The organism is uncultured Hymenobacter sp. (genome assembly GCF_964242765.1).
Classification (GTDB): Bacteria; Bacteroidota; Bacteroidia; order Cytophagales; family Hymenobacteraceae; genus Hymenobacter.
In genome coordinates this window covers 34,444-53,165 of the sequence record NZ_CAXTBM010000045.1, presented here as the reverse complement: position 1 = coordinate 53,165, position 18,722 = coordinate 34,444, and the positions used below count along the sequence as shown (strand labels likewise).

General features: G+C 49.7%; 19 protein-coding genes, 3 tRNA genes and 1 riboswitch (1 of these 23 running past the window's edge). Of the genes, 7 read left to right on the top strand and 15 right to left on the bottom strand.

Annotated elements, in window-relative coordinates:
• From ACFE7X_RS17675 to ACFE7X_RS17655, 5 genes are all read right to left on the bottom strand, one after another.
• On the bottom strand, positions 1-829 hold an 829-nt coding region (locus ACFE7X_RS17675; RefSeq protein WP_375437013.1), incomplete at its 3' end, for an elongation factor Tu.
• A gap of 169 nt (positions 830-998) precedes the next feature.
• Positions 999-1,070: transfer RNA gene (locus tag ACFE7X_RS17670), tRNA-Thr, on the bottom strand.
• Between the two features lie 67 nt (positions 1,071-1,137).
• Positions 1,138-1,210, bottom strand: a tRNA-Gly gene (locus ACFE7X_RS17665).
• Positions 1,211-1,281: 71 nt separating this feature from the next.
• A tRNA-Tyr gene (locus ACFE7X_RS17660) sits at positions 1,282-1,364 on the bottom strand.
• 248 nt (positions 1,365-1,612) lie between these two features.
• The gene (locus tag ACFE7X_RS17655) at positions 1,613-4,213 is read right to left on the bottom strand and encodes a M1 family aminopeptidase (RefSeq protein ID WP_375437012.1); all 2,601 of its coding nucleotides are present in this window, start codon (positions 4,211-4,213) and stop codon (positions 1,613-1,615) included.
• A 99-nt stretch (positions 4,214-4,312) separates the two neighbouring features.
• On the opposite strand from ACFE7X_RS17655, the gene ACFE7X_RS17650 reads away from it, so the two are divergent.
• The 4 genes from ACFE7X_RS17650 (at position 4,313) to frr (ending at position 6,682) form a co-directional block, all read left to right on the top strand.
• Complete coding sequence (locus ACFE7X_RS17650; RefSeq protein ID WP_375437011.1) at positions 4,313-4,816, top strand: biotin/lipoyl-containing protein; 504 nt, start codon at positions 4,313-4,315, stop codon at positions 4,814-4,816.
• A gap of 115 nt (positions 4,817-4,931) precedes the next feature.
• Entirely contained in the window at positions 4,932-5,195 is a 264-nt protein-coding gene (locus tag ACFE7X_RS17645) for a hypothetical protein (protein ID WP_375437010.1), read from the top strand.
• Positions 5,196-5,241: 46 nt separating this feature from the next.
• Positions 5,242-6,030, top strand: coding sequence for a UMP kinase (gene pyrH / locus ACFE7X_RS17640; protein ID WP_375437009.1), 789 nt, complete (start codon positions 5,242-5,244; stop codon positions 6,028-6,030).
• Positions 6,031-6,118: 88 nt separating this feature from the next.
• A complete protein-coding gene (frr, locus tag ACFE7X_RS17635; protein WP_375437008.1) occupies positions 6,119-6,682 on the top strand; it encodes a ribosome recycling factor in 564 nt (187 codons plus the stop codon).
• A gap of 76 nt (positions 6,683-6,758) precedes the next feature.
• Here frr and nadD read toward each other — a convergent pair whose 3' ends face one another.
• From nadD to ACFE7X_RS17600, 7 genes are all read right to left on the bottom strand, one after another.
• Complete coding sequence (gene nadD / locus ACFE7X_RS17630) at positions 6,759-7,364, bottom strand: nicotinate (nicotinamide) nucleotide adenylyltransferase (protein WP_375437007.1); 606 nt, start codon at positions 7,362-7,364, stop codon at positions 6,759-6,761.
• Entirely contained in the window at positions 7,361-7,945 is a 585-nt protein-coding gene (gene gmk / locus ACFE7X_RS17625; protein ID WP_375437006.1) for a guanylate kinase, read from the bottom strand. Before gmk ends, nadD begins: the two co-directional genes overlap by 4 nt.
• A gap of 9 nt (positions 7,946-7,954) precedes the next feature.
• Positions 7,955-8,248 carry a hypothetical protein gene (locus ACFE7X_RS17620; protein ID WP_375437005.1) on the bottom strand — a complete coding sequence of 98 codons (294 nt, stop codon included), beginning with the start codon at positions 8,246-8,248 and terminating at the stop codon, positions 7,955-7,957.
• 16 nt (positions 8,249-8,264) lie between these two features.
• Positions 8,265-8,909: a sigma-70 family RNA polymerase sigma factor gene (locus tag ACFE7X_RS17615; protein ID WP_375437004.1), complete on the bottom strand. Its 645-nt coding sequence runs from the start codon at positions 8,907-8,909 to the stop codon at positions 8,265-8,267.
• A 72-nt stretch (positions 8,910-8,981) separates the two neighbouring features.
• Positions 8,982-10,214, bottom strand: a complete 1,233-nt coding sequence (locus ACFE7X_RS17610) for an O-antigen ligase family protein (RefSeq protein WP_375437003.1) — start codon at positions 10,212-10,214, stop codon at positions 8,982-8,984.
• Positions 10,215-10,293: 79 nt separating this feature from the next.
• Entirely contained in the window at positions 10,294-11,331 is a 1,038-nt protein-coding gene (locus ACFE7X_RS17605) for a glycosyltransferase family 9 protein (RefSeq protein ID WP_375437002.1), read from the bottom strand.
• Between the two features lie 100 nt (positions 11,332-11,431).
• On the bottom strand, positions 11,432-12,220 hold the full coding sequence (locus ACFE7X_RS17600; RefSeq protein ID WP_375437001.1) for a glycosyltransferase family 2 protein: 789 nt from the start codon (positions 12,218-12,220) through the stop codon (positions 11,432-11,434).
• A gap of 225 nt (positions 12,221-12,445) precedes the next feature.
• On the opposite strand from ACFE7X_RS17600, the gene ACFE7X_RS17595 reads away from it, so the two are divergent.
• A complete protein-coding gene (locus tag ACFE7X_RS17595; protein WP_375437000.1) occupies positions 12,446-13,318 on the top strand; it encodes an SDR family oxidoreductase in 873 nt (290 codons plus the stop codon).
• A gap of 139 nt (positions 13,319-13,457) precedes the next feature.
• Here the strand turns inward: ACFE7X_RS17595 and ahcY are convergent, their stop codons facing one another.
• The gene (ahcY, locus tag ACFE7X_RS17590) at positions 13,458-14,777 is read right to left on the bottom strand and encodes an adenosylhomocysteinase (protein WP_375436999.1); all 1,320 of its coding nucleotides are present in this window, start codon (positions 14,775-14,777) and stop codon (positions 13,458-13,460) included.
• A gap of 116 nt (positions 14,778-14,893) precedes the next feature.
• Positions 14,894-15,727, bottom strand: coding sequence for a DUF4397 domain-containing protein (locus ACFE7X_RS17585; RefSeq protein WP_375436998.1), 834 nt, complete (start codon positions 15,725-15,727; stop codon positions 14,894-14,896).
• Between the two features lie 161 nt (positions 15,728-15,888).
• On the opposite strand from ACFE7X_RS17585, the gene ACFE7X_RS17580 reads away from it, so the two are divergent.
• Both ACFE7X_RS17580 and ACFE7X_RS17575 read left to right on the top strand, forming a co-directional pair.
• The gene (locus ACFE7X_RS17580) at positions 15,889-16,395 is read left to right on the top strand and encodes a hypothetical protein (protein ID WP_375436997.1); all 507 of its coding nucleotides are present in this window, start codon (positions 15,889-15,891) and stop codon (positions 16,393-16,395) included.
• A gap of 206 nt (positions 16,396-16,601) precedes the next feature.
• Positions 16,602-17,789, top strand: coding sequence for a class I SAM-dependent methyltransferase (locus ACFE7X_RS17575; protein WP_375436996.1), 1,188 nt, complete (start codon positions 16,602-16,604; stop codon positions 17,787-17,789).
• 153 nt (positions 17,790-17,942) lie between these two features.
• Here ACFE7X_RS17575 and ACFE7X_RS17570 read toward each other — a convergent pair whose 3' ends face one another.
• Positions 17,943-18,593 (bottom strand): DNA-3-methyladenine glycosylase, encoded by a 651-nt coding sequence (locus ACFE7X_RS17570; RefSeq protein ID WP_375436995.1) that lies wholly within the window; start codon positions 18,591-18,593, stop codon positions 17,943-17,945.
• A gap of 128 nt (positions 18,594-18,721) precedes the next feature.
• Position 18,722, top strand: a riboswitch (cobalamin riboswitch) (it continues 236 nt past the right edge of the window).

Sequence of the window (18,722 nt, the reverse complement as noted above, 5' to 3'; positions counted from 1 at the left end):
CGTTGTCACCAGCTTCGCCACGGTCGAGGATTTTGCGGAACATTTCCACACCCGTTACCGTCGACTTCAGGCCTTGCTTAGCACCCATTCCGAGAATGTCTACTTGCTCACCCGAGTTGATAATACCGCGCTCGATCCGACCTGTTGCAACAGTACCACGGCCCGTAATAGAGAATACGTCCTCTACAGGCATCAGGAAGGGCAAGTCAGTTAGACGAGCAGGAATTGGAATGAAGCTGTCAACGGCTTCCATCAACTCTTCGATCTTTGGAACCCAGTTGGCGTCGCCGTTCAAGCCACCTAGGGCCGAACCTTGAACGATTGGAATGTTATCACCATCGAAGTCATAGAAAGACAGCAATTCGCGAATTTCCATTTCCACCAATTCGAGCAGTTCTGGATCGTCTACCATGTCCACTTTGTTCATGAACACAACGAGTTGAGGTACGCCTACCTGACGGGCAAGCAGAATGTGCTCACGAGTCTGAGGCATTGGACCATCGGTAGCGGCTACTACCAAAATAGCACCATCCATCTGGGCAGCACCAGTTACCATGTTCTTCACATAGTCAGCGTGACCAGGGCAGTCAACGTGAGCATAGTGCCGATTTACAGTGGAATATTCTACGTGCGACGTGTTGATGGTGATACCACGCTCTTTTTCTTCAGGAGCATTGTCGATCGACGAGAAGTCACGCTTGGCGGCCAAACCTTTGTTCGCCAGTACCATAGTGATAGCAGCAGTCAGGGTGGTTTTGCCGTGGTCGACGTGCCCGATCGTACCGATGTTCACGTGCGGCTTGGAACGATCAAAATTTTCTTTGGCCATTGTAATAAGATTAAAAGAACTTTAAGGTAAGTGGGCGGAAAAACGTGACTCAACTACACTGCAAGAAAGCGAAACGCAGTTCCAGTTGATTAAGGACTGCACATCGCTTCGCTTATCTGATAGATCCAATCAAAGCAGACTTGCTGTTTTGGTGGCACTCGTGATTCTGAGCCATTTATGGGATTTGAACCCATGACCTCTTCCTTACCAAGGAAGTGCTCTACCACTGAGCTAAAACGGCTTGTTTGATTTTGCAAAGCTACAACGAATGCTACACAGTTTACAACTGCTCGCTATCTAATGCACTGAGCGGGAGACGAGGTTCGAACCCGCGACCTGCAGCTTGGAAGGCTGCCGCTCTACCAACTGAGCTACTCCCGCGTAAGATGAATTAGTGAAATGACGAGTGACCTATTTTTCCACGAGTCAATTATACAGTAACTCAACAATTGTGGGGGGAGAAGGATTCGAACCTTCGAAAGCTTACGCTAACAGAGTTACAGTCTGTCCCATTTGGCCGCTCTGGAACCCCCCCAATTGCTTTTTCAAGGCCATCTACCCAGAAAAATGACCCCTCACATTCTGCGTTTGTTAGAGCAGGCTGTTAAAAGGAGTTGCAAAATTAGCGGGTTTATAATGTAAGTCAAGCCCTGAAGTTAAAACAATGAATATTTTTTCAAGCTCGAATCCGAAATCACACTGATAGAATACGCTAACTAGTTGATTAGTTACAGAAAGCGATTCACTAACTGTGAACGGAAATACTCAATATTTTTTCAAAGATCACTGCATCAAGGCATAATATGCCTTAACCTGCTCGTCCTTCTCTTTGTTGCGAATGTCCTGCATAGTCGCTTTTAAAGTTGGCATATTAGATGACAGGATACTCAGGCCTTTGTAAGCACCTAGGCGTACGTAGTCGTTAGGATCAGTACGCGCTAGATTTTCAAGCCGTTGCACCCCTTTATCACGTTCCACTGGAGGGATATGCAGCATAAAAGTAGCGAAATTGGGAAGGTAAGCCTGATACAAATCAACTTTGCTTACGTCAGGCATACGGCGCAAGAACCATTGATATTGTTCGATGGTATTGCCGTTCAAGGCGTAATAGGATGACAAGGCGCTTAGTACCTCGTGGCTATTAGTTTCTTGAAGGGTATTGACACGCTCATATGAATCAGCAGCAGGTGACTTAGCTAAGGCCTGTATAGCAGCACTGACTACATGGTAAGAGCTGTCAGTAAGGGCAGCAGTATAGTTGGCATTATAATTTTCGTTGATAAAGGCCGACAAAGTAGTTAATGCAACTGCTCGCACTTGGCTTTTCTTGTCAGTTGAGGCTACACGCTGTAACTCTTTGCGTACGGCATTGCCTTCTGCTCCCTTGTAGCGTCGTAGAGCCTGCACAGCTGCCAATCGGACAGCCCAAAAGTTATCGTTGAGAGCATTGCGCAGCATTCCGCTTACCGCTAGATCGGAATTTTTGGAGCGCAGCAGATCAATGGCTTCGTACTTCTGTAGGTAGTTGCGAGCATGACTGAACTGAAACAGTAGTTCATCCTGGCTTCGCTCTTCCTCGATCTGTGCTAGCAATTGCGCTTCACTATCGAATTTTACAAGATTAGGACGCTGAGACGTGTTTAAACGGAAAGTTTGGTCTGACTTAGTGACTACAATGCGATGGTCGGTAGGCTGGTTGTTGATCCACGTAGTAACGGTTACCGGCAAGCGGTAGATAGGCGAAAAAGTGGAATCCTGTAGCTGTTGGACTCGTAAGCTAACCTGACCGTTTGCGAAGCTGTGCGTAACCTTAAGCTCTGGATGCCCGCGCTGCAAAAACCATTGGTCGAAGAACCACATTAAATCTTCACCAGTCGTTTCTTCGAAAGCAAGACGTAGTTTGGCTATCTCAGAAGTTGAGAATTTGTTTTGAGTTAGATAGAAGTTAAGTGTGGTAAAGAAGGCGTCATCACCCACGTATTTGCGCAGCATATGCAGTACACGGCCTCCTTTGTCGTAAGAGTGCCGATCGAACATATCTTCTTGAGAAGCATAATGATACCGGATAAGTGGCTCACGCTTACTCTGAGCTTCGTCCAAGTAACGGCTCATCTTTTCTTGTTGAACCAAAGCCGCAGCATCAGCTCCATACTTATGCTCAGCCCAGAGCAACTCCGAGTAATCGGCGAAGGATTCATTAAGTGGCAGATTAGCCCACGATTCGCTGGTCACATAGTCACCAAACCAGTGATGAAATAACTCGTGCGCTACCGTCGACTCTGGGTCATAACCAACATCAGGAAGTTCGCGCGCTGTAAACTGTACTAAACTTTGCTCGAACGTGACAGCTGTAGTATTCTCCATAGCCCCCGACACAAAATCATGAACGGCTATTTGCGAATACTTCTCCCAAGGAAAGTCAACGCCTAATTTCTTCGAGAAGAAGTCTAGCATCTGCGGAGTATTACCGAAAATAGCCTTGGCAGTGCCCGCGAACTGAGGATCGACGTAGTAATCCACTGCCTTTCCTCGCCAAGTGTCGTTTACCACAGCAAAATTACCGACGGCTAGCATAGTCAAATAAGGGGCGTGTGGTAAGCTTTGCTTCCAAACATCAGTACGTGTACCATCACTATTTTTCTTGGATGACACCAGAAGGCCATTGGATAGAGTTTTCAGCGATTCATCCACCGTTAGGCTAACCTCTTGCGTCATGCGCTGATTAGGCTTATCGATGGTAGGAAACCAGCAAGAATTGCCTTCTGTCTCACCTTGGGTCCATATCTGGCGAGGCTTGGTTTTATCGGTCCCTTGCGGGTTAATAAAGTATAGCCCTTTGTCTTGCGTAATGGCTGTACTACCTCCAATCTCTAAATCGTTGGGTTTGGCTACGTATTGGACGCGTACTTGATAGGTCTCGGTGCGACTATACGACTGGTCTAGCGTTATAGTGATTTTCCTCTTGTCGTAAGCATAATTGAGGTTCCTCTCTTTGTTTCCCGCAATTAAACGCACGTTTTTTATATCGAACCCCTTAGCATCAAGGGTTAGTTGGTTTTGCGGATAGAAGTGCGGCCGTAGAGTAAGGGTAGCAGCGCCCAATACCCATTGCCGGTTCCAGTCGAAGCGAATATCAAGCCTAGTGTCGAGCAAATCGTGCACAACGGTGGCGGCTGGCTGCACTGGATTAGTAGGCGGTAACCAAGAGGGTACTACTAGAGTAGGTGGCGCCGGAGCAGCGGAAACTGGAGCGCTGGTCGACGACGTTTTTTTGTGTGTAGCTGCTTTGATGGCTGCCGACTTGCTAGATTTAACCGCTTGAGCCGGTGCTTCCAACTGACACGCGAGGACTAGGCCTAGAACGCCGAGAAGCGAGTATTTCATGCGGAAATGCAATGATTGGATGGAACCTCAAGTTCCGAAATTATTTCAGAATTGGACTATCTTTAAGCCCTTTTCCGCCCTAGCCTTCCTCCCCTGCTTATGTTACAGGTCAGTACTAATTCAACCCAAACCTGGAACGTAGAGTATCGCCCTGATAACGTGACAACTGTCAACGACGAGCCTTTCAACTGGGATATCGTAGTTTTAGGCTCCGGGCGCTTTCATATACTTCACGAAGGTCGGTCGGTAGTAGCAGAGGTGATGCAAGCTGATTATAGCACTAAAACTTTTCAACTTAAGCTTAACGGTCAACTAGTAGACCTGCAAGTTAAGGATCGATTCGATTTATTGCTTGATAAACTAGGCATGAATGCAGCCACCGCTAATAAAGTAAATGAGTTGAAGGCGCCCATGCCCGGTCTCATTGTAGCCGTGCGCGTGGAACCTGGCCAAGTGGTGCAAAAGGGCGATCCATTGCTTGTGTTGGAAGCCATGAAAATGGAGAACATTCTGAAAGCCCCTAGCGATGGGGTTATAGATGCTATCAAAGTTGGCTTGCGCGCTAATGTCACCAAAGGACAAGTGCTGATTAAGTTCAGCTAGAGGCTTACAAATGCAGATTTCGGTCTTGAATAGGACCGAAACAGAGAGTATGACTGTATAAACTGGAGGTTGTCTTCGCCTCTGTTCACTCGTAAATACCCATTTCCCATTCCTGATGAACGATAAACAACGCCTTCGTGAAATAGAGGAAGTGTTAACTGTAATTTTGCAGGAGCAAGACCGCCTAAAAGTGGAAATGCGCTGGTTGCGGACAGAGCGCGACCGAGCTGAAGAGCGTATAAGCAAGCTAGAACGAGCAGTAGAAGCGCAACAACAGGTTACTTATCCGTTGGTACCTTTCACTGCTAACACAGGCATGCAATTACTTCAGGTAGAGTACCTGTTGTTTGTACTAACTCAGCCACAGGTGCAAAACTAGTTTTGCCGTCAAATTCACCTCGATCCTTCACTTAACTTCCCTTGTTTTGAAGTACAAACGAATCCTACTCAAGCTTAGCGGTGAGGCCCTAATGGGCAACCAACAGTATGGCATTGACGCTACACGGCTCATGCAATATGCCGAGGAAATAAAATCGGCGGCTGCTACGGGTACTCAGGTGGCCGTCGTGATTGGGGGGGGCAATATCTTCCGGGGAGTGCAAGCTGCTGCTCTAGGTTTAGACAGAGTACAAGGCGATTACATGGGCATGCTCGCCACAGTTATCAATTCAATGGCACTACAGAGCGCATTGGAAAAGCTAGAAGTAAGTACTCGGTTGCTTTCCGGTCTTACTATACAGCGAGTATGCGAACCCTACATTCGCCGCCGCGCTGTGCGCCATTTGGAAAAAGGCCGGGTTGTTATTTTTGGTGCAGGCATCGGCTCACCTTATTTCACTACGGACTCGGCAGCTTCGCTCCGAGCTATTGAGATAGAGGCGGATGTGGTGCTGAAAGGAACGCGCGTAGATGGAATCTACACGGCAGATCCTGAAAAAGACCCTTCTGCGGTACGATATCCAGAGATTACTTTCGAGGAAGTAATGGAGAAAAACCTGAACGTGATGGACATGACAGCCTTCACTTTGTGCAAGGAAAATAACCTGCCCATTATTGTTTTCGACATGAACCAAGAAGGCAACCTGCAACGCCTTATTGATGGCGAAACAGTAGGCACGTTGGTAACTATGAATGGCGGCAACAAATCGGCTGTTCTCGATGCTAAGCACAGCAGCTTACAACCCAGCTTGGATACGCCGGCCAGCCACGAATAATTTTGTGTTTAAAGAGCAAGGCTAGCGAGCGAAAGGCTAGTTATTCTTGCCCTTTGAGACATAGTTTTTAAAATCTTTCTTTTCACACATGGACGAAGAAATTCAGTTTTACTTAAGCGAAGCCGAAGAGTCAATGGGCAAATCACTGCAACATACTGGTTTGGAATTGAGCCGTATTCGCGCGGGAAAAGCCTCGCCAGCTATGCTCGATTCATTGCGTGTTGACTACTACGGCACCCCCACGCCTATTGCCCAAATTGCCAATATCTCAACTCCTGATGCTCGCTCTTTGCTCATAAAGCCTTGGGAGAAGAATATGATAGCAGAGGTAGCAAAAGCTATTAAGAACAGTGACTTGGGTTTAAATCCAGCATCGGATGCTGAAGGCGTGCGTCTTAATATCCCGCCCATGACAGAAGAGCGCCGCCGCGACTTGGTAAAACAAGTGAAAAACGAAACGGAAAGTGGTAAAGTACGAATCCGAGGCATCCGCAAAGACGTAAACGACTCTTTGCGCAAGCTGCTGAAAGATGGAGCAGCAGAAGATGCGATTAAAGACGCAGAGGCTAAGGTGCAAAAGGCAACGGATAGCTACATCAGCAAGATTGACGAGTTGATGAGCAAAAAGGAGTCAGAAATTATGACCATCTGATTAGTGTATTGAGTGCTTTCCTTAAAGCAAAAACGCCTTCCAAATAAGATTGGAAGGCGTTTTTGCTTTAAGGAAATTAGCTTTGCCAGTAGCTACCGGCTATAATTCGTTGCTCTACTGCTTCAGGAACTAAATAGCGAATGGACTTGCCAGCTTGGATACTCTGCCGAATAAAAGTGGCTGAAATATCAAGTAGAGGAGCAGTAACAATGCGCAGGCGCATGCTGTCACTGGCTTTGGCAGGCAATTGATACCCCGGCCGTGGATAAACGTAAATATCAAACTCGCGCTGAATGCGCTCGGTATCCTTCCAACCGGCTAGGCCAAGCAAATTGTCCCCGCCCATTAAAAGTACGAACTCAAGCGTAGGATGCAGCCGACAAAGTTCGTCGAGGGTAGCGATAGTGAAATTAGGCTTAGAAAGCTTGAATTCGAGGTTTATGGCACGTAGCCGGTCGTTACCAGCAATAGCAGCCTCTACCAATGAAAAGCGGCTATCTTCAGAAAGTAATTCTTGATTTGTCTTGTAAGGGCTCTGAGGCGACACGACCAACCACACCTCCGTTAAGTCGGTGTGCGTAGCCATGTAATGGGCCAAAATCAAATGCCCAGTATGTATAGGGTTGAAAGAACCAAACAGCAGCCCGATACGTGCCGACTCAGGGGTGGTGACTACACTCACAGACTGACGGATTCAGGAGCAATAAAGTCACGCACCAACCGCTCAGCAGTTGCTGTAGCTTCGTCAAGATTATCGTTGACTACCGTAACATCAAACCGATCTTCAAATGTGAGTTCAAAGTTGGCTTTGTAAAGCCGGGCTGAGATGCTAGAAGCGGAGTCGGTGGCGCGGTGACGCAGCCTTCCCTCCAAAACTTCCAAGGAAGGCGGCTTAACGAAAATGGCCAACGCTCGGTCTTTGTAAAACTCCTTGATGCTTAATCCACCTTTCACGTCTACGTCGAGTACGGCGTGTTTGCCGCTTTGCCAGATGCGTTCAATCTCGGACTTGAGAGTGCCGTAGAAGGCTCCCTCATATACTTCTTCCCATTCCACGAAAGCATCCTCTCGGATCTTTTCCTGAAACTCTTGGACGGAAATGAAGTAGTAATCCTTACCGTTCGCTTCGGCCCGACCCCGACGGTCGCGGGTACAAGCAGAGATAGAGAAGCTTAGCTCCGGAATACGCTCCAACAGCCGATGAACTATAGTGGTCTTACCAGCTCCGGAAGGAGCCGAAAATGCTATGATTTTGCCCTGCATCGGGCAAAATTAGGCCATTTCCATTTGTAAGCGCGACAAAATAGTTTGCGACAACGAATTTGGAGCGCCTTTACGGTCTACGTACGTAGTCAGAAAGCCGATAAACGCTTGCTGTTTAGTGATGCCATCAAAGCAAGGCGAACAATCATCGGCATGATGAACGATGTATTCTTCGTCTTCCACGGTAGGCTCTTGGCCTACTACAAGCTGGTCGAGTATCATATTCACACGGTCACAGTCGGCAGCGGGCGTTGCGGCATGCTGCGTGGGAGATTTGGTTTGAGTAGTAGAGTTGTTGTTCATGATTTCCTTTCGTTTTTTAGTCTGTTGTATCTTCGTCGTCGATTTCCTGATCTTCGGCACCATTGCCGTAGCCCATTGACTGCGCATATTTTTCCAACTTGTCCTTCAAAAAATTTCGGGCCCTGTGGAGACGCGAACGGACCGTTCCGATTGGGATATCCAGCACTTTGGCCATCTCCTCATACGTGAACCCTTCCAGGTCGCAGAGGATAATGACGGTGCGAAAATCCACGGGCAGTGAGTTGAGTGCGCTGGCCACTTCGTCGCCGATGAGGTCGCGCACGGCTTGCTGCCGCATATCAGACGAGGTACCACCCACGTCACTGTCGGACTCGACGTCTTCCGAATTGTAATACCCTTCAATTTCGCTATAGTCGACTTTGGCGGGTTGCTTACTCTTTTTTCGAAAGTCGTTGATGAACGAGTTTTTCAGGATGCGAAACAGCCACGCTTTCGCGTTGGTTCCCTGTTCGAAGTACTCAAAGAACCGATAGGCCTTTAAATAGGTCTCTTGGACGAGGTCATTGGCATCGTCTTCGTCGAGAGTTAGGCGGAAGGCAAAATTGTACAGAGAGTCGATTACAGGCATTAGCTCCGCCTGGAACCGTCGGTCCTTTTCTTCCTTACTTAACTTCGGAACCCGGTCGGGAGAGTCGCTCATAGAGGCTCGGCAGATAGAGGCAGAATATTGAAAACCACCTTGTAAACAAATGTACTGATTATACTATCCCGTTCAAGCAGCTAAAATAGCCGTATGGCGGGCCTCTCGTTCGGCGCTCACTACCAGAAAACCGTAGAGAAACACGAACATATTGAAACCAATTTGCATTTGTAGCAACGAATCAACTAGGTTGGCCACGCTCATTATGAGCAGGAAGTGTATCACGTACGGATTTCTACGTAACGGAGGTTGCAAAAAAGGTGCAAACAGCACGAGCACCCACAGCAACAACCCCACTACTCCGCCTCCAACAGCATACTCTAGGTACTGGTTATGCGTCATGGCCCAGTTTTTAGGCTTTAGGCCAAAATTATAGTAGCTGTACTGCGTAAGCATCGCAGTATCAACGTCTGCCATGCCTACTCCTAGAACCGGATGCTCACGCGCTATTAGCACGGCTGTCTTCCAAGCGAAAAGGCGCTTGGAAGCAGAAAAATCGTTGATATCCTGATCGGTTTGGTAGTGCTCGATATCATAGATTGTGGTGTCTACCCTCTCTTTCACCGAATTTAAAGAGTGGTACGCTACTAGTGGAAAGCCTAGCAGAATTATTAGCGTAAGCAGGCCTAACAAGAAACGTCGTTGCAAGACAACTAGGCTGACTGCATCAAACAGAAACATGGCGTAGAGCACTAGAAGCCCTGTGCGATAAGCCAACACATGCATAACGACGAATAGCACAATGGCACAGCCGAGCAATACCCAGCGAGTAGCCGGTATAGCTATTGGGCTGGACCGCATGAGCAAGGCAAAGAAAAAAGCCAAGGCCAGCATAATGCTGAAATGAATATGAAATATACCGGTGGTTGCGGGAATGTTATGACCAATATTTATTAAGCGGTTAGCTTCTTCAGGATTAAGTAAATACCCTCTTAGAGTGGTAATAGACAGCAGTGTCGCTAATCCAACATACAGTAACCCGACGCTAAATTTTTGGCGAGAACTTAAGGGCACTGCTATTGCGAAGGCGAACGGAACTGCCACGAACGGCAACTTTCGATATACCTCGTGCTGCCATATTCCAAGTTCGGTGGTGTAGAGTCCGCTTATGACCAGGAACAGGTAAAGCAAGCCAATACCAACAACGGTACGCAGCCGCAGCCACTGACGCAGACTCGCACGCAAATGCGGCTGCGCGCAGGCCGCCACTACCCCTACCACAGGACTTAGAGCTACTAAGGCTCTAGAAGCAAAAAGCCCCACAACGGCTGCTACACAGGCCAACAGCAACAAGTACTGAGACACGCGCCCGTTTTGGTAGAGTTGACGCAAAGAAGGGGATGCAACAAGTACTTCGGTCATAAAAAATAACAGGGGCCATAACTTAGCTTGGCAAGTTAGGCATTGGTTTCCAGGCTAAGATGTGGTGAAGAGCCTGCGTGGGAGCTAGCGCTTTGATACAGGTGCATGCCGCAGGTTGGCGGCGACAGTCTTGGCAGTCGGGTCGGTTGAAGACGAGGTATTCGGCGTGTGGTCCCAACGGCGCCCAGCGGCCAGGATGCATTGGTCGGATGGGAGGATAGAAGCCTAATGCATAACGCCCCAAGGCAGCCGCCAAGTGTAGGGGCCCCGTGCTACCAGCCACTATCCCATCAGCTTGGTGCAAAAAAGCTAAGAACTGAGGCAGCGTTAAGCGGCCCGTTAGGTCGGTAGCTAAATATGCCTGATATTCCGTTAGCCATTCCCGCAGTTCTTCCCTTTCGGCAGCAGTTCCCGTCACAAATACGCGGTGCCCAGCTGCGTGCAGCAGCCGTGCCAACGCGCCAAAATGGGCTAGTCCCCACTCACGGGCACTGCCGCGGCTACGTGGGTGCAGTACGATATTAAGCTGCGTCTCGGTCCGTTCATTTAGTATCTGGTGCCATTCTACTGCCAGCGGCTCCTTTGGTTGCAGTTGAACCAAGTTTGTTACTTCAGACAAAGGCAATGAAACATCCGCATGGAGCGGAGCTAATAGCTGCAAGTTCAGTTGCGCTTCGTGCAGCAAGGAATGCCGCCGGCTTAGTGCAACCAACCGGTTGCAAGTAAGCCAATGGAACGGCCGGTTACGGGTGCCGATGCGAATACCAATACCGGCTTGGCGAGCTAAGCTAGCCAGTAGTTTATGGGGGAATACATGCAGGATAGCCTCGGCCCGTTGAGCTTGCAGCAACTGAATCTGCTCGGCTTTGGGGAGGGTGTTTAGAAGATCGAAGTTCAGAAAGCCGTCCACCCATGGGCAGGCCTCGGCTACAGCTTGCGTGTAGGTGCGGCCTATTAGCACAACACGACACCCTGGGAACAACTGCTTTAGCCGCCCGCATACTGGCAGCGTGAGTACCACGTCGCCAATGGCATCTGTACGGCTTACTAAAAAGGTCATGTTAAATGATTATGGAGAGCCCGCATAAAGGAATAGGTATACGGTTGGCACTTCAACAGCAAGCGAAAGTTGACAAGCACTACTCACATCCTATTACTAATTACTGGTCACTCTGCCCTCCTATCACCTTTTCGCCTCTCCCAAACTTGAGCTTAGTGAACTTCAGAAACACTCCCAATGCGGAAATAACGGCAATACTAAGCCCTGCAAAACCATCTAGAAAGCCAAGGCGAAAGAAGTAGCCATGCACAAACCGCCACCAGGGTTTGAGCAGAAGGTGAAACAGCGTAACGTGTCGCTTATTCGCTAACCATAGCTCGTCGGCAGCAATGCTAGTGAAACGGTTGAGCTGATTGACGTGCTGCTCCACGGAATGGTACGAGTAATGAAGTAAATCACCGGACAAGGTACCAGTTGCCTGACCCGATGCTAGTTGGAAACGCTCGTGCAACAACAAGCCTTGCCATTCCCCCAGTCGCCGGTCATAGAGGCGTAGTTTCCGGTCAGGATACCAGCCGCCATGGCGCACCCAGGTACCACAGTAGTTGGTGAGCCGCGTCAGGGTGTAGCCCGCGTGTTGCCAGTGTTGCTTCACTTGCCGGATGCTCGTGCGCAGTTCTTCCGTGAGCACCTCATCAGCATCGAGCTGGAGCACGAAATCGTAATGCGCTTGGGTGGTAGCAAAATTCTTTTGTGCTACATATCCTTCAAACGCATGTTGAATAACACGCACACCATGTTGATAGCAAATATCTGTTGTGCGGTCAGTGGAGAAAGAGTCTATCACTACTACATCCTCCGCTACGTCGTGCAGCGCTTCCAAACACCGCGCAATGTTCTGCTCTTCATTATAAGTGATAACGACGACGGAGAGAGAAACAGCTGGCATGGACTGCAAATATCCGGGATTTCTGCGGGCTAGGCTGCTTACTTAGTAGCACAGCACCAAATACAGTTTGTGCTATACTTGTATGCTAGTTCCTGACTTCCACATTCGAACCGTTTGCGTCTCCCTGATTGAACGCTACGTATTGCCGCCAAGGAAACTACAGCACGAATTAGCTTCATACTAATTGCCTGCGCATACTTTAGCTACATCTCCTAAGCTCATTCTATGTCTGATTTAAAAAACAGAATCATCCTCGTTACGGGGGCAACATCCGGCATCGGCGAAGTAACAGCTCGCGAACTAGCCAAACAGGGCGCCCATGTGGTGCTACTGGCACGCAACGCTGAAAAAGCAGAGGCTACGCGCCGTAAAATCGTAGCTGCTGCGGGCCACGATTTGGTGGGGATATTGCTCTGCGACCTATCAGATTTAGGACAGGTACGGAAAGCGGCCGAAACCTTCAGACGGATTTACCCACGCTTGGATGTGCTCATCAACAACGCGGGGTTACTGTTCGGGCATCCGCGTAAGGTATCAGTTGATGGGTATGAAATGGGCGTAGCCACCAATCACCTCGGTCCTTTTCTGCTCACTAGTTTGCTATTCGACGAGTTAAAAAAGAGCCCAGATGGCCGTATCGTGAACTTAGCATCAGAAGCTTACCATTTTGCCAAGCCCGACCTCACCGATTTTCAGTCGGAGCGCAACTATAGCCCAATGCGAGTCTATGGCAATACCAAGCTCTACAGCATCATGTTCACGCAAGAGTTGGCGCGGCAGCTACGCACCCGAAATATCAATCACGTAACCGTTAACGCGGTCCACCCTGGCGCTGTAGCCAGCAACTTCGGCGACAGTTCCAGCGGCTGGCTATCCGTTCTCACCAAAGTGTTTCGCCCGTTTATGCTGACGGTAGAGCAGGGCGCGGCAACCAGTATTTTCCTAGCCTCCGAGCCGATGGGTTCAGAAGTGAGTGGCGGGTATTTCGAGAAGAAACAAGCCAGAGCAGTAAAACACCCGTTCAACACGCCAGAAAACGCGCAGGCGCTGTGGTACGAAACAGAGCGGCTCGTGCAGCACAACTTCTTTCAGGATTAGGGTATCTGCGAATCTACTTAATGCCCTAGTGAGCTATTAGCACAACTAGCAATTTTGATAGAAGACAACCTCTATACAAGCAAAATCCCTCCTGGCACAGTACCAGGAGGGATTTTGCTTGTAAACAATTTGAAACCGATTAGTAGCGGTATAGGTCGGATTTAAATGGACCTTCTACTGATACTTTGATGTAGTCGGCTTGCTTAGGCGTCAACTCATCGAGTTCTACACCGATCTTGGCGAGGTGCAGGCGAGCTACTTTCTCGTCGAGGTGCTTAGGCAAGGTGTACACTTGCTTCTCGTACTTATCAGCGTTCTGCCACAGCTCCAACTGAGCCAACGTTTGGTTGGTGAAGGAGTTCGACATTACAAACGACGGGTGACCCGTAGCGCAGCCGAGGTTTACCAAACGTCCTTCAGCAAGGATGAGGATTTCTTTGCCATCTACATTGTAGAGGTCAACCTGCGGCTTGATTGTGTCCTTGGTGTGGCCGTAGTTCTTGTTCAACCACGCCATATCGATTTCATCGTCGAAGTGACCGATGTTGCAGACGATAGCCTTATCCTTGAGAGCCCGGAAGTGCTCACCGGTCAGGATGTCGCAGTTGCCGGTAGCCGTTACTACGATATCAGCTTCTTTAACAGCGTTAGAGAGCTTCTTCACAGCGTAGCCATCCATTGCAGCTTGCAGCGCGCAGATAGGATCAATCTCGGTTACGATAACACGAGCACCAGCACCAGCCAAGCTAGCAGCCGTGCCTTTTCCTACGTCGCCGTAGCCAGCTACTACAGCTACTTTGCCGGCCATCATGACGTCGGTAGCCCGACGGATAGCGTCAACAGCCGATTCTTTGCAGCCGTACTTGTTGTCGAACTTCGACTTGGTAACCGAATCGTTCACGTTGAAAGCAGGGAACAACAGGCTGCCGTTCTTCACCCGCTCGAACAAGCGCAGTACACCGGTAGTAGTTTCTTCGGAAACACCCTTGATGCCAGCAGCTAACTCAGGATATTGGTTGAGCACCATGTTGGTGAGGTCGCCACCGTCGTCGAGAATCATATTCAACGGCTCGCGCTTCTCACCGAAGAACAGCGTCTGCTCGATGCACCAGTTGAACTCCTCTTCGCTCATGCCTTTCCAAGCATACACCGGAATGCCCGCAGCAGCAATAGCAGCAGCAGCATGATCCTGGGTGGAGAAGATATTGCACGAAGACCAGGTAACATCGGCACCCAACACCATCAGGGTTTCGATGAGCACAGCCGTTTGGATAGTCATGTGCAGGCAGCCGGCAATACGCGCGCCTTTCAGCGGCTTCGATGCCCCAAACTCCTCACGCAGCGCCATCAGGCCAGGCATTTCAGCTTCAGCCAAACGGATTTCCTTACGGCCCCACTCAGCGAGGCTCATATCTTTTACTTTGTACGGAACGTAGGCCGTGGTTTTGGTCTCAACCATGATATAGAAGGTTTTTTGCGAGTCAACTGCAAAGATAGCTAAAATGTTATTCCGACTTAAACGCAGAAAGCCTGCTCCTCGATGGAGCAGGCTTTCAGTTAGGATATATCCAGCTTTTAATTGTTTTGAACAATGACTGCTTTAGGCTGACGGGCCTGGGGAATCAAATTGCCGCTAACCCCACGCATCAGCACTGTGTAAATTTTACCGGCTTCGTACGTTTTATTAGCTACCGTGCCCGAGCCACTACCATCGCCCACATTTGTAACTGTGGTAGAAGATCCTCCACTAGTAACAGCTATGTTGTAGGCACCAGGTAGAATTTCTACGAAGGGAGACGCATTGCCAAACTGAGTTTCAGTGCTTGGGATGTCCGCTACGGCAGCCACTGTAGTAGAAAGTTTAAGAGCCGTTGGTGAACCTTGCCCTACATGTACCAGCCGGATTTTGGCTTTACCAGCGGAAGGAGCTGTTAAATCATCCGTAACGGCTAAAAGGCCCACTGTAGTACTAGTAGGAGCATACGCAAAAACAGAGTAATTCTGGTTTGCAGCAACAGTAACTGCCTGTGAAGCAGCTTGTGAGTTGTCACTAGCTACATTAATCTTCACTGTTGGTGAGCCAGCGTTAACATTGAGATACGACGAACTCTGACCGTAGGTGAGCTGACCAACCTCTGTGTTGTCTACTAATGCTTTCACTTGCACATCAGCTGATGCAGCAGCGTGCGAAATCAGAACCCTACCCTGAGCGGGCGAAGCCGAGTTATCGTCTCCGCAGCTTGAGAAAACCAAGGCGGTAGGTAGAGCGGCGAGAAGAGTGGAACGGTGAATTAAAGTGGAAAAGGTTTTCATCAATGAATACTGTAGTGAAAGAATATAGTAGGACTTGCGCCCAGAACGAATAGTCGAGCAGTTTTGTTGAGCTACGATTGAATCTTTTGCGGCCAAGACCGTTAGTTTATTACCTAACAGTCTATTAAATTTGTTCTATGCAACACTCCATTCATTTAACCTATAGCGCACATCTTCGCGTATTTATTCAATTTTTTATCATTGCGTTACTATTCAGTAATCCGCTTTATGCACAGCAAGGTTTTACTACTATTAAGTTGAGTCCGGAAGATGAAAACCGAGGTCTGAATGGTATCCAGAAGAACTTCTACTTCACCACAAAGGACTCTCCTTCAGACGACGACTATCAAAACGCGGGCTATTTCGGACAACGCCTACGCCCGTACTTGGCCGGCAACAACGAAGCGTTGGAAAATTTAAATTTATACCGGCGGCAGAAATGGTTGTTCTTGGCGGAACGAGCCGTATTTATGGGCTCTGTGGCTACTTATGGCGCGCAAGTGCTACGTGGCGACGGGGACCAGCGCTATTTCGACAACCGGCAGAAAGTAGTAATAGGAGTAGCAGCGGCTAGCTTGCTGTCTAATATCTTTATCACGCGCCATACCAATCAACATTTTGAACGGGCCGTGAATGCCTACAATGCCGGTCAGCCGGCGGCCCACCGCACTGGCAGCCTGATTCAGCGGCTAACCCCAAGTGCCATAGGAGTTGCCGCTCCTACCGGACAACCGCAATTGGCGTTGCGTTGGCAGATTCGGTAGCGTTGTTCCACTGGTTTCCGCCTCGTTATTTATTGTTAAGTAACAGAGTTTTCAAACGAATTCACTGGCTAAGGCACTCTTACCTGACCTGAAAACGTTTACTTCACAATATTGCCCCCGAGAAGCACCACTATAGCAGTGCTTACTTGAGGCTTTGGTTAGGCATGCAGGCCAACCACGCTTTTTTTTGTTCGTAGGAGTAGTTCATGGAATTTCCGTTGCCCGAGGCGGCACGTCGATACGTTGCGAAGCATCTGTACGACGACCCCGCTCAATTGGCTTTGCAAGCCCGCCGTCATCCCAGTCTGCCTATTCCAGAACTGGTTCGTCAAATTCAGGCCCGGCAAAAGGCGCGTTTGAAAGTACCCGCCTGGGCTGATAACCCTGATCTTATCTTCCCGCCAACGCTGTCGGTGGAGCAGGCTTCTTCGGCTCGTACGGCGGCATTCAAAGCTTCCTTGATCAATGGGCAGCGCCTCGTTGATCTAACTGGCGGTTTTGGCGTAGACGTATCGTACTTTGCCGAGCAGGTACCCGAAGTTCACTATGTCGAACGTAATGCCGCTTTAGCAGACGTAGTGCGCTATAACCTTACGCACTTAGGCATCACTAACGTGCAGTTCCACACCGCCGACGCGGTGAATTTTCTGCGCAATACGCCCGACACCTTCGACTGGATTTATTTGGATCCGGCGCGCCGGGACACAGCGGCCCGCAAAACCTTCAGATTGCAGGACTGCGAGCCCGACGTGCTGCGCCTGCTGCCGCTACTACTGCACAAGGGGCGCCGCGTATTGCTGAAAACGTCCCCAATGCTCGATATCGAGCAGGCTTTGCAGGAGTTGCGGCAGGTACGCCGGCTGTGGGTGGTGGCCGTTGACAACGACTGCAAAGAAGTGCTGTATGAACTTGGCCCGGAGGCGGCCGTTGATCCGGAGCGGTATACCACAAACTTACTCCGCACAGGGGAGCAACAAGAGTTTCGGCTGAATCGGGCGCGTGAAGCCCGCGCAATATCCCGCTACGCCGAGCCACAGGACTATCTCTATGAGCCTAACGTGGCGATACTGAAAGCTGGTGGGTTCCGTAGCATCGGTACGGCTTTCGAATTTCTTAAGCTGCACCAACACAGTCATCTTTACACCTCCGACACCCTTCGGCCCGAGTTCCCGGGTCGAATCTTCCGCATTCGGGCGGTGGAGCGCTATGACGCAGCGGCCATAAAGGCCCACCTCGGCCCGGAGGCCCGCGCCCACGTCACGACCCGCAACTTCCCCGATACCGTGGCCGATTTCCGTCACCGGACCGGCATCCGGGAAGGTGGTGAGACTTACTTGTTTGCTACTACCAATTTGGAAGGGAAGCTGATGGTGCTCGTGTGCGAGAAGCTGTAAAACCTCAGACCGATCTAGAATTATGTGAAATCCTAATGACAACTGTAGATACTCAAACACCAAAGAAGGCTTGCCGCCCGCTCGGCAAGCCTTCTTTGGTATCCAGTCATCAAGGATTTGTGAGTCATGAACTCGTGCTATACTGTCCCCAACTCAGCGGGCCGGACTGGTCCATTTGCTGCCCTTGATGCGGAAACGCCACGGCAGAGCGGCATCGAGGCCCGCATAATCTATCCCGACGCGGGGACTGGCTATAATTAGCTCTTCGGGGAAAGTTTCCTGATGATCTTCCAGCCAAATAACATCACCGGTGAGATCGGTGCTGTAGTGCTGGGTGCTAATGCCCAAGGCTTGGGTAAGCAATCCGGGCCCGCCGGTTAGGTTACGCTGCACCACAGTGGTTCCGCGACGAAGTAGCATCTCAGGAATACCTTCCAGAGGCTCCAAGCCCCGAATCAGCACCGCATCCGCTTTGCTGGCTTCGTTGGTAATGATGTTGAACAAGGCGTAACGGCCGTACACGAGGTAGACGTATGCCACGCCGCCGGGCTCATACATAATTTGAGTGCGAGCCGTGTAGCGCCCCAAGTGCGAGTGGCAGGCTTGGTCGTTGAGGTGCGCATAGGCCTCGGTTTCTACGATGCGGCCTCCCGTTACTACTCCACCAATCTTAGTGTACAGGTGTTTGCCAAGTAGGTCGCGGGCTATTTGTACGGGGCTGGGGCGGCGGTAGAAATCCAGCGGGAGCTTCATAGCGCGGCGGTTAGGTTCTGCTTGGTGGCTGGCAATGGAATTCAGAATCATCTTAGCAAACGTGAGGAGAGAAGAGCATGCTACCGCTTAAAAAGCGGTAGCAGTAGGACTACATACGGGTGCCCTTAGAAACGAACAATTTATAAACCAGAAACTCCTGTCTATCTTTGCAGCTGTAAA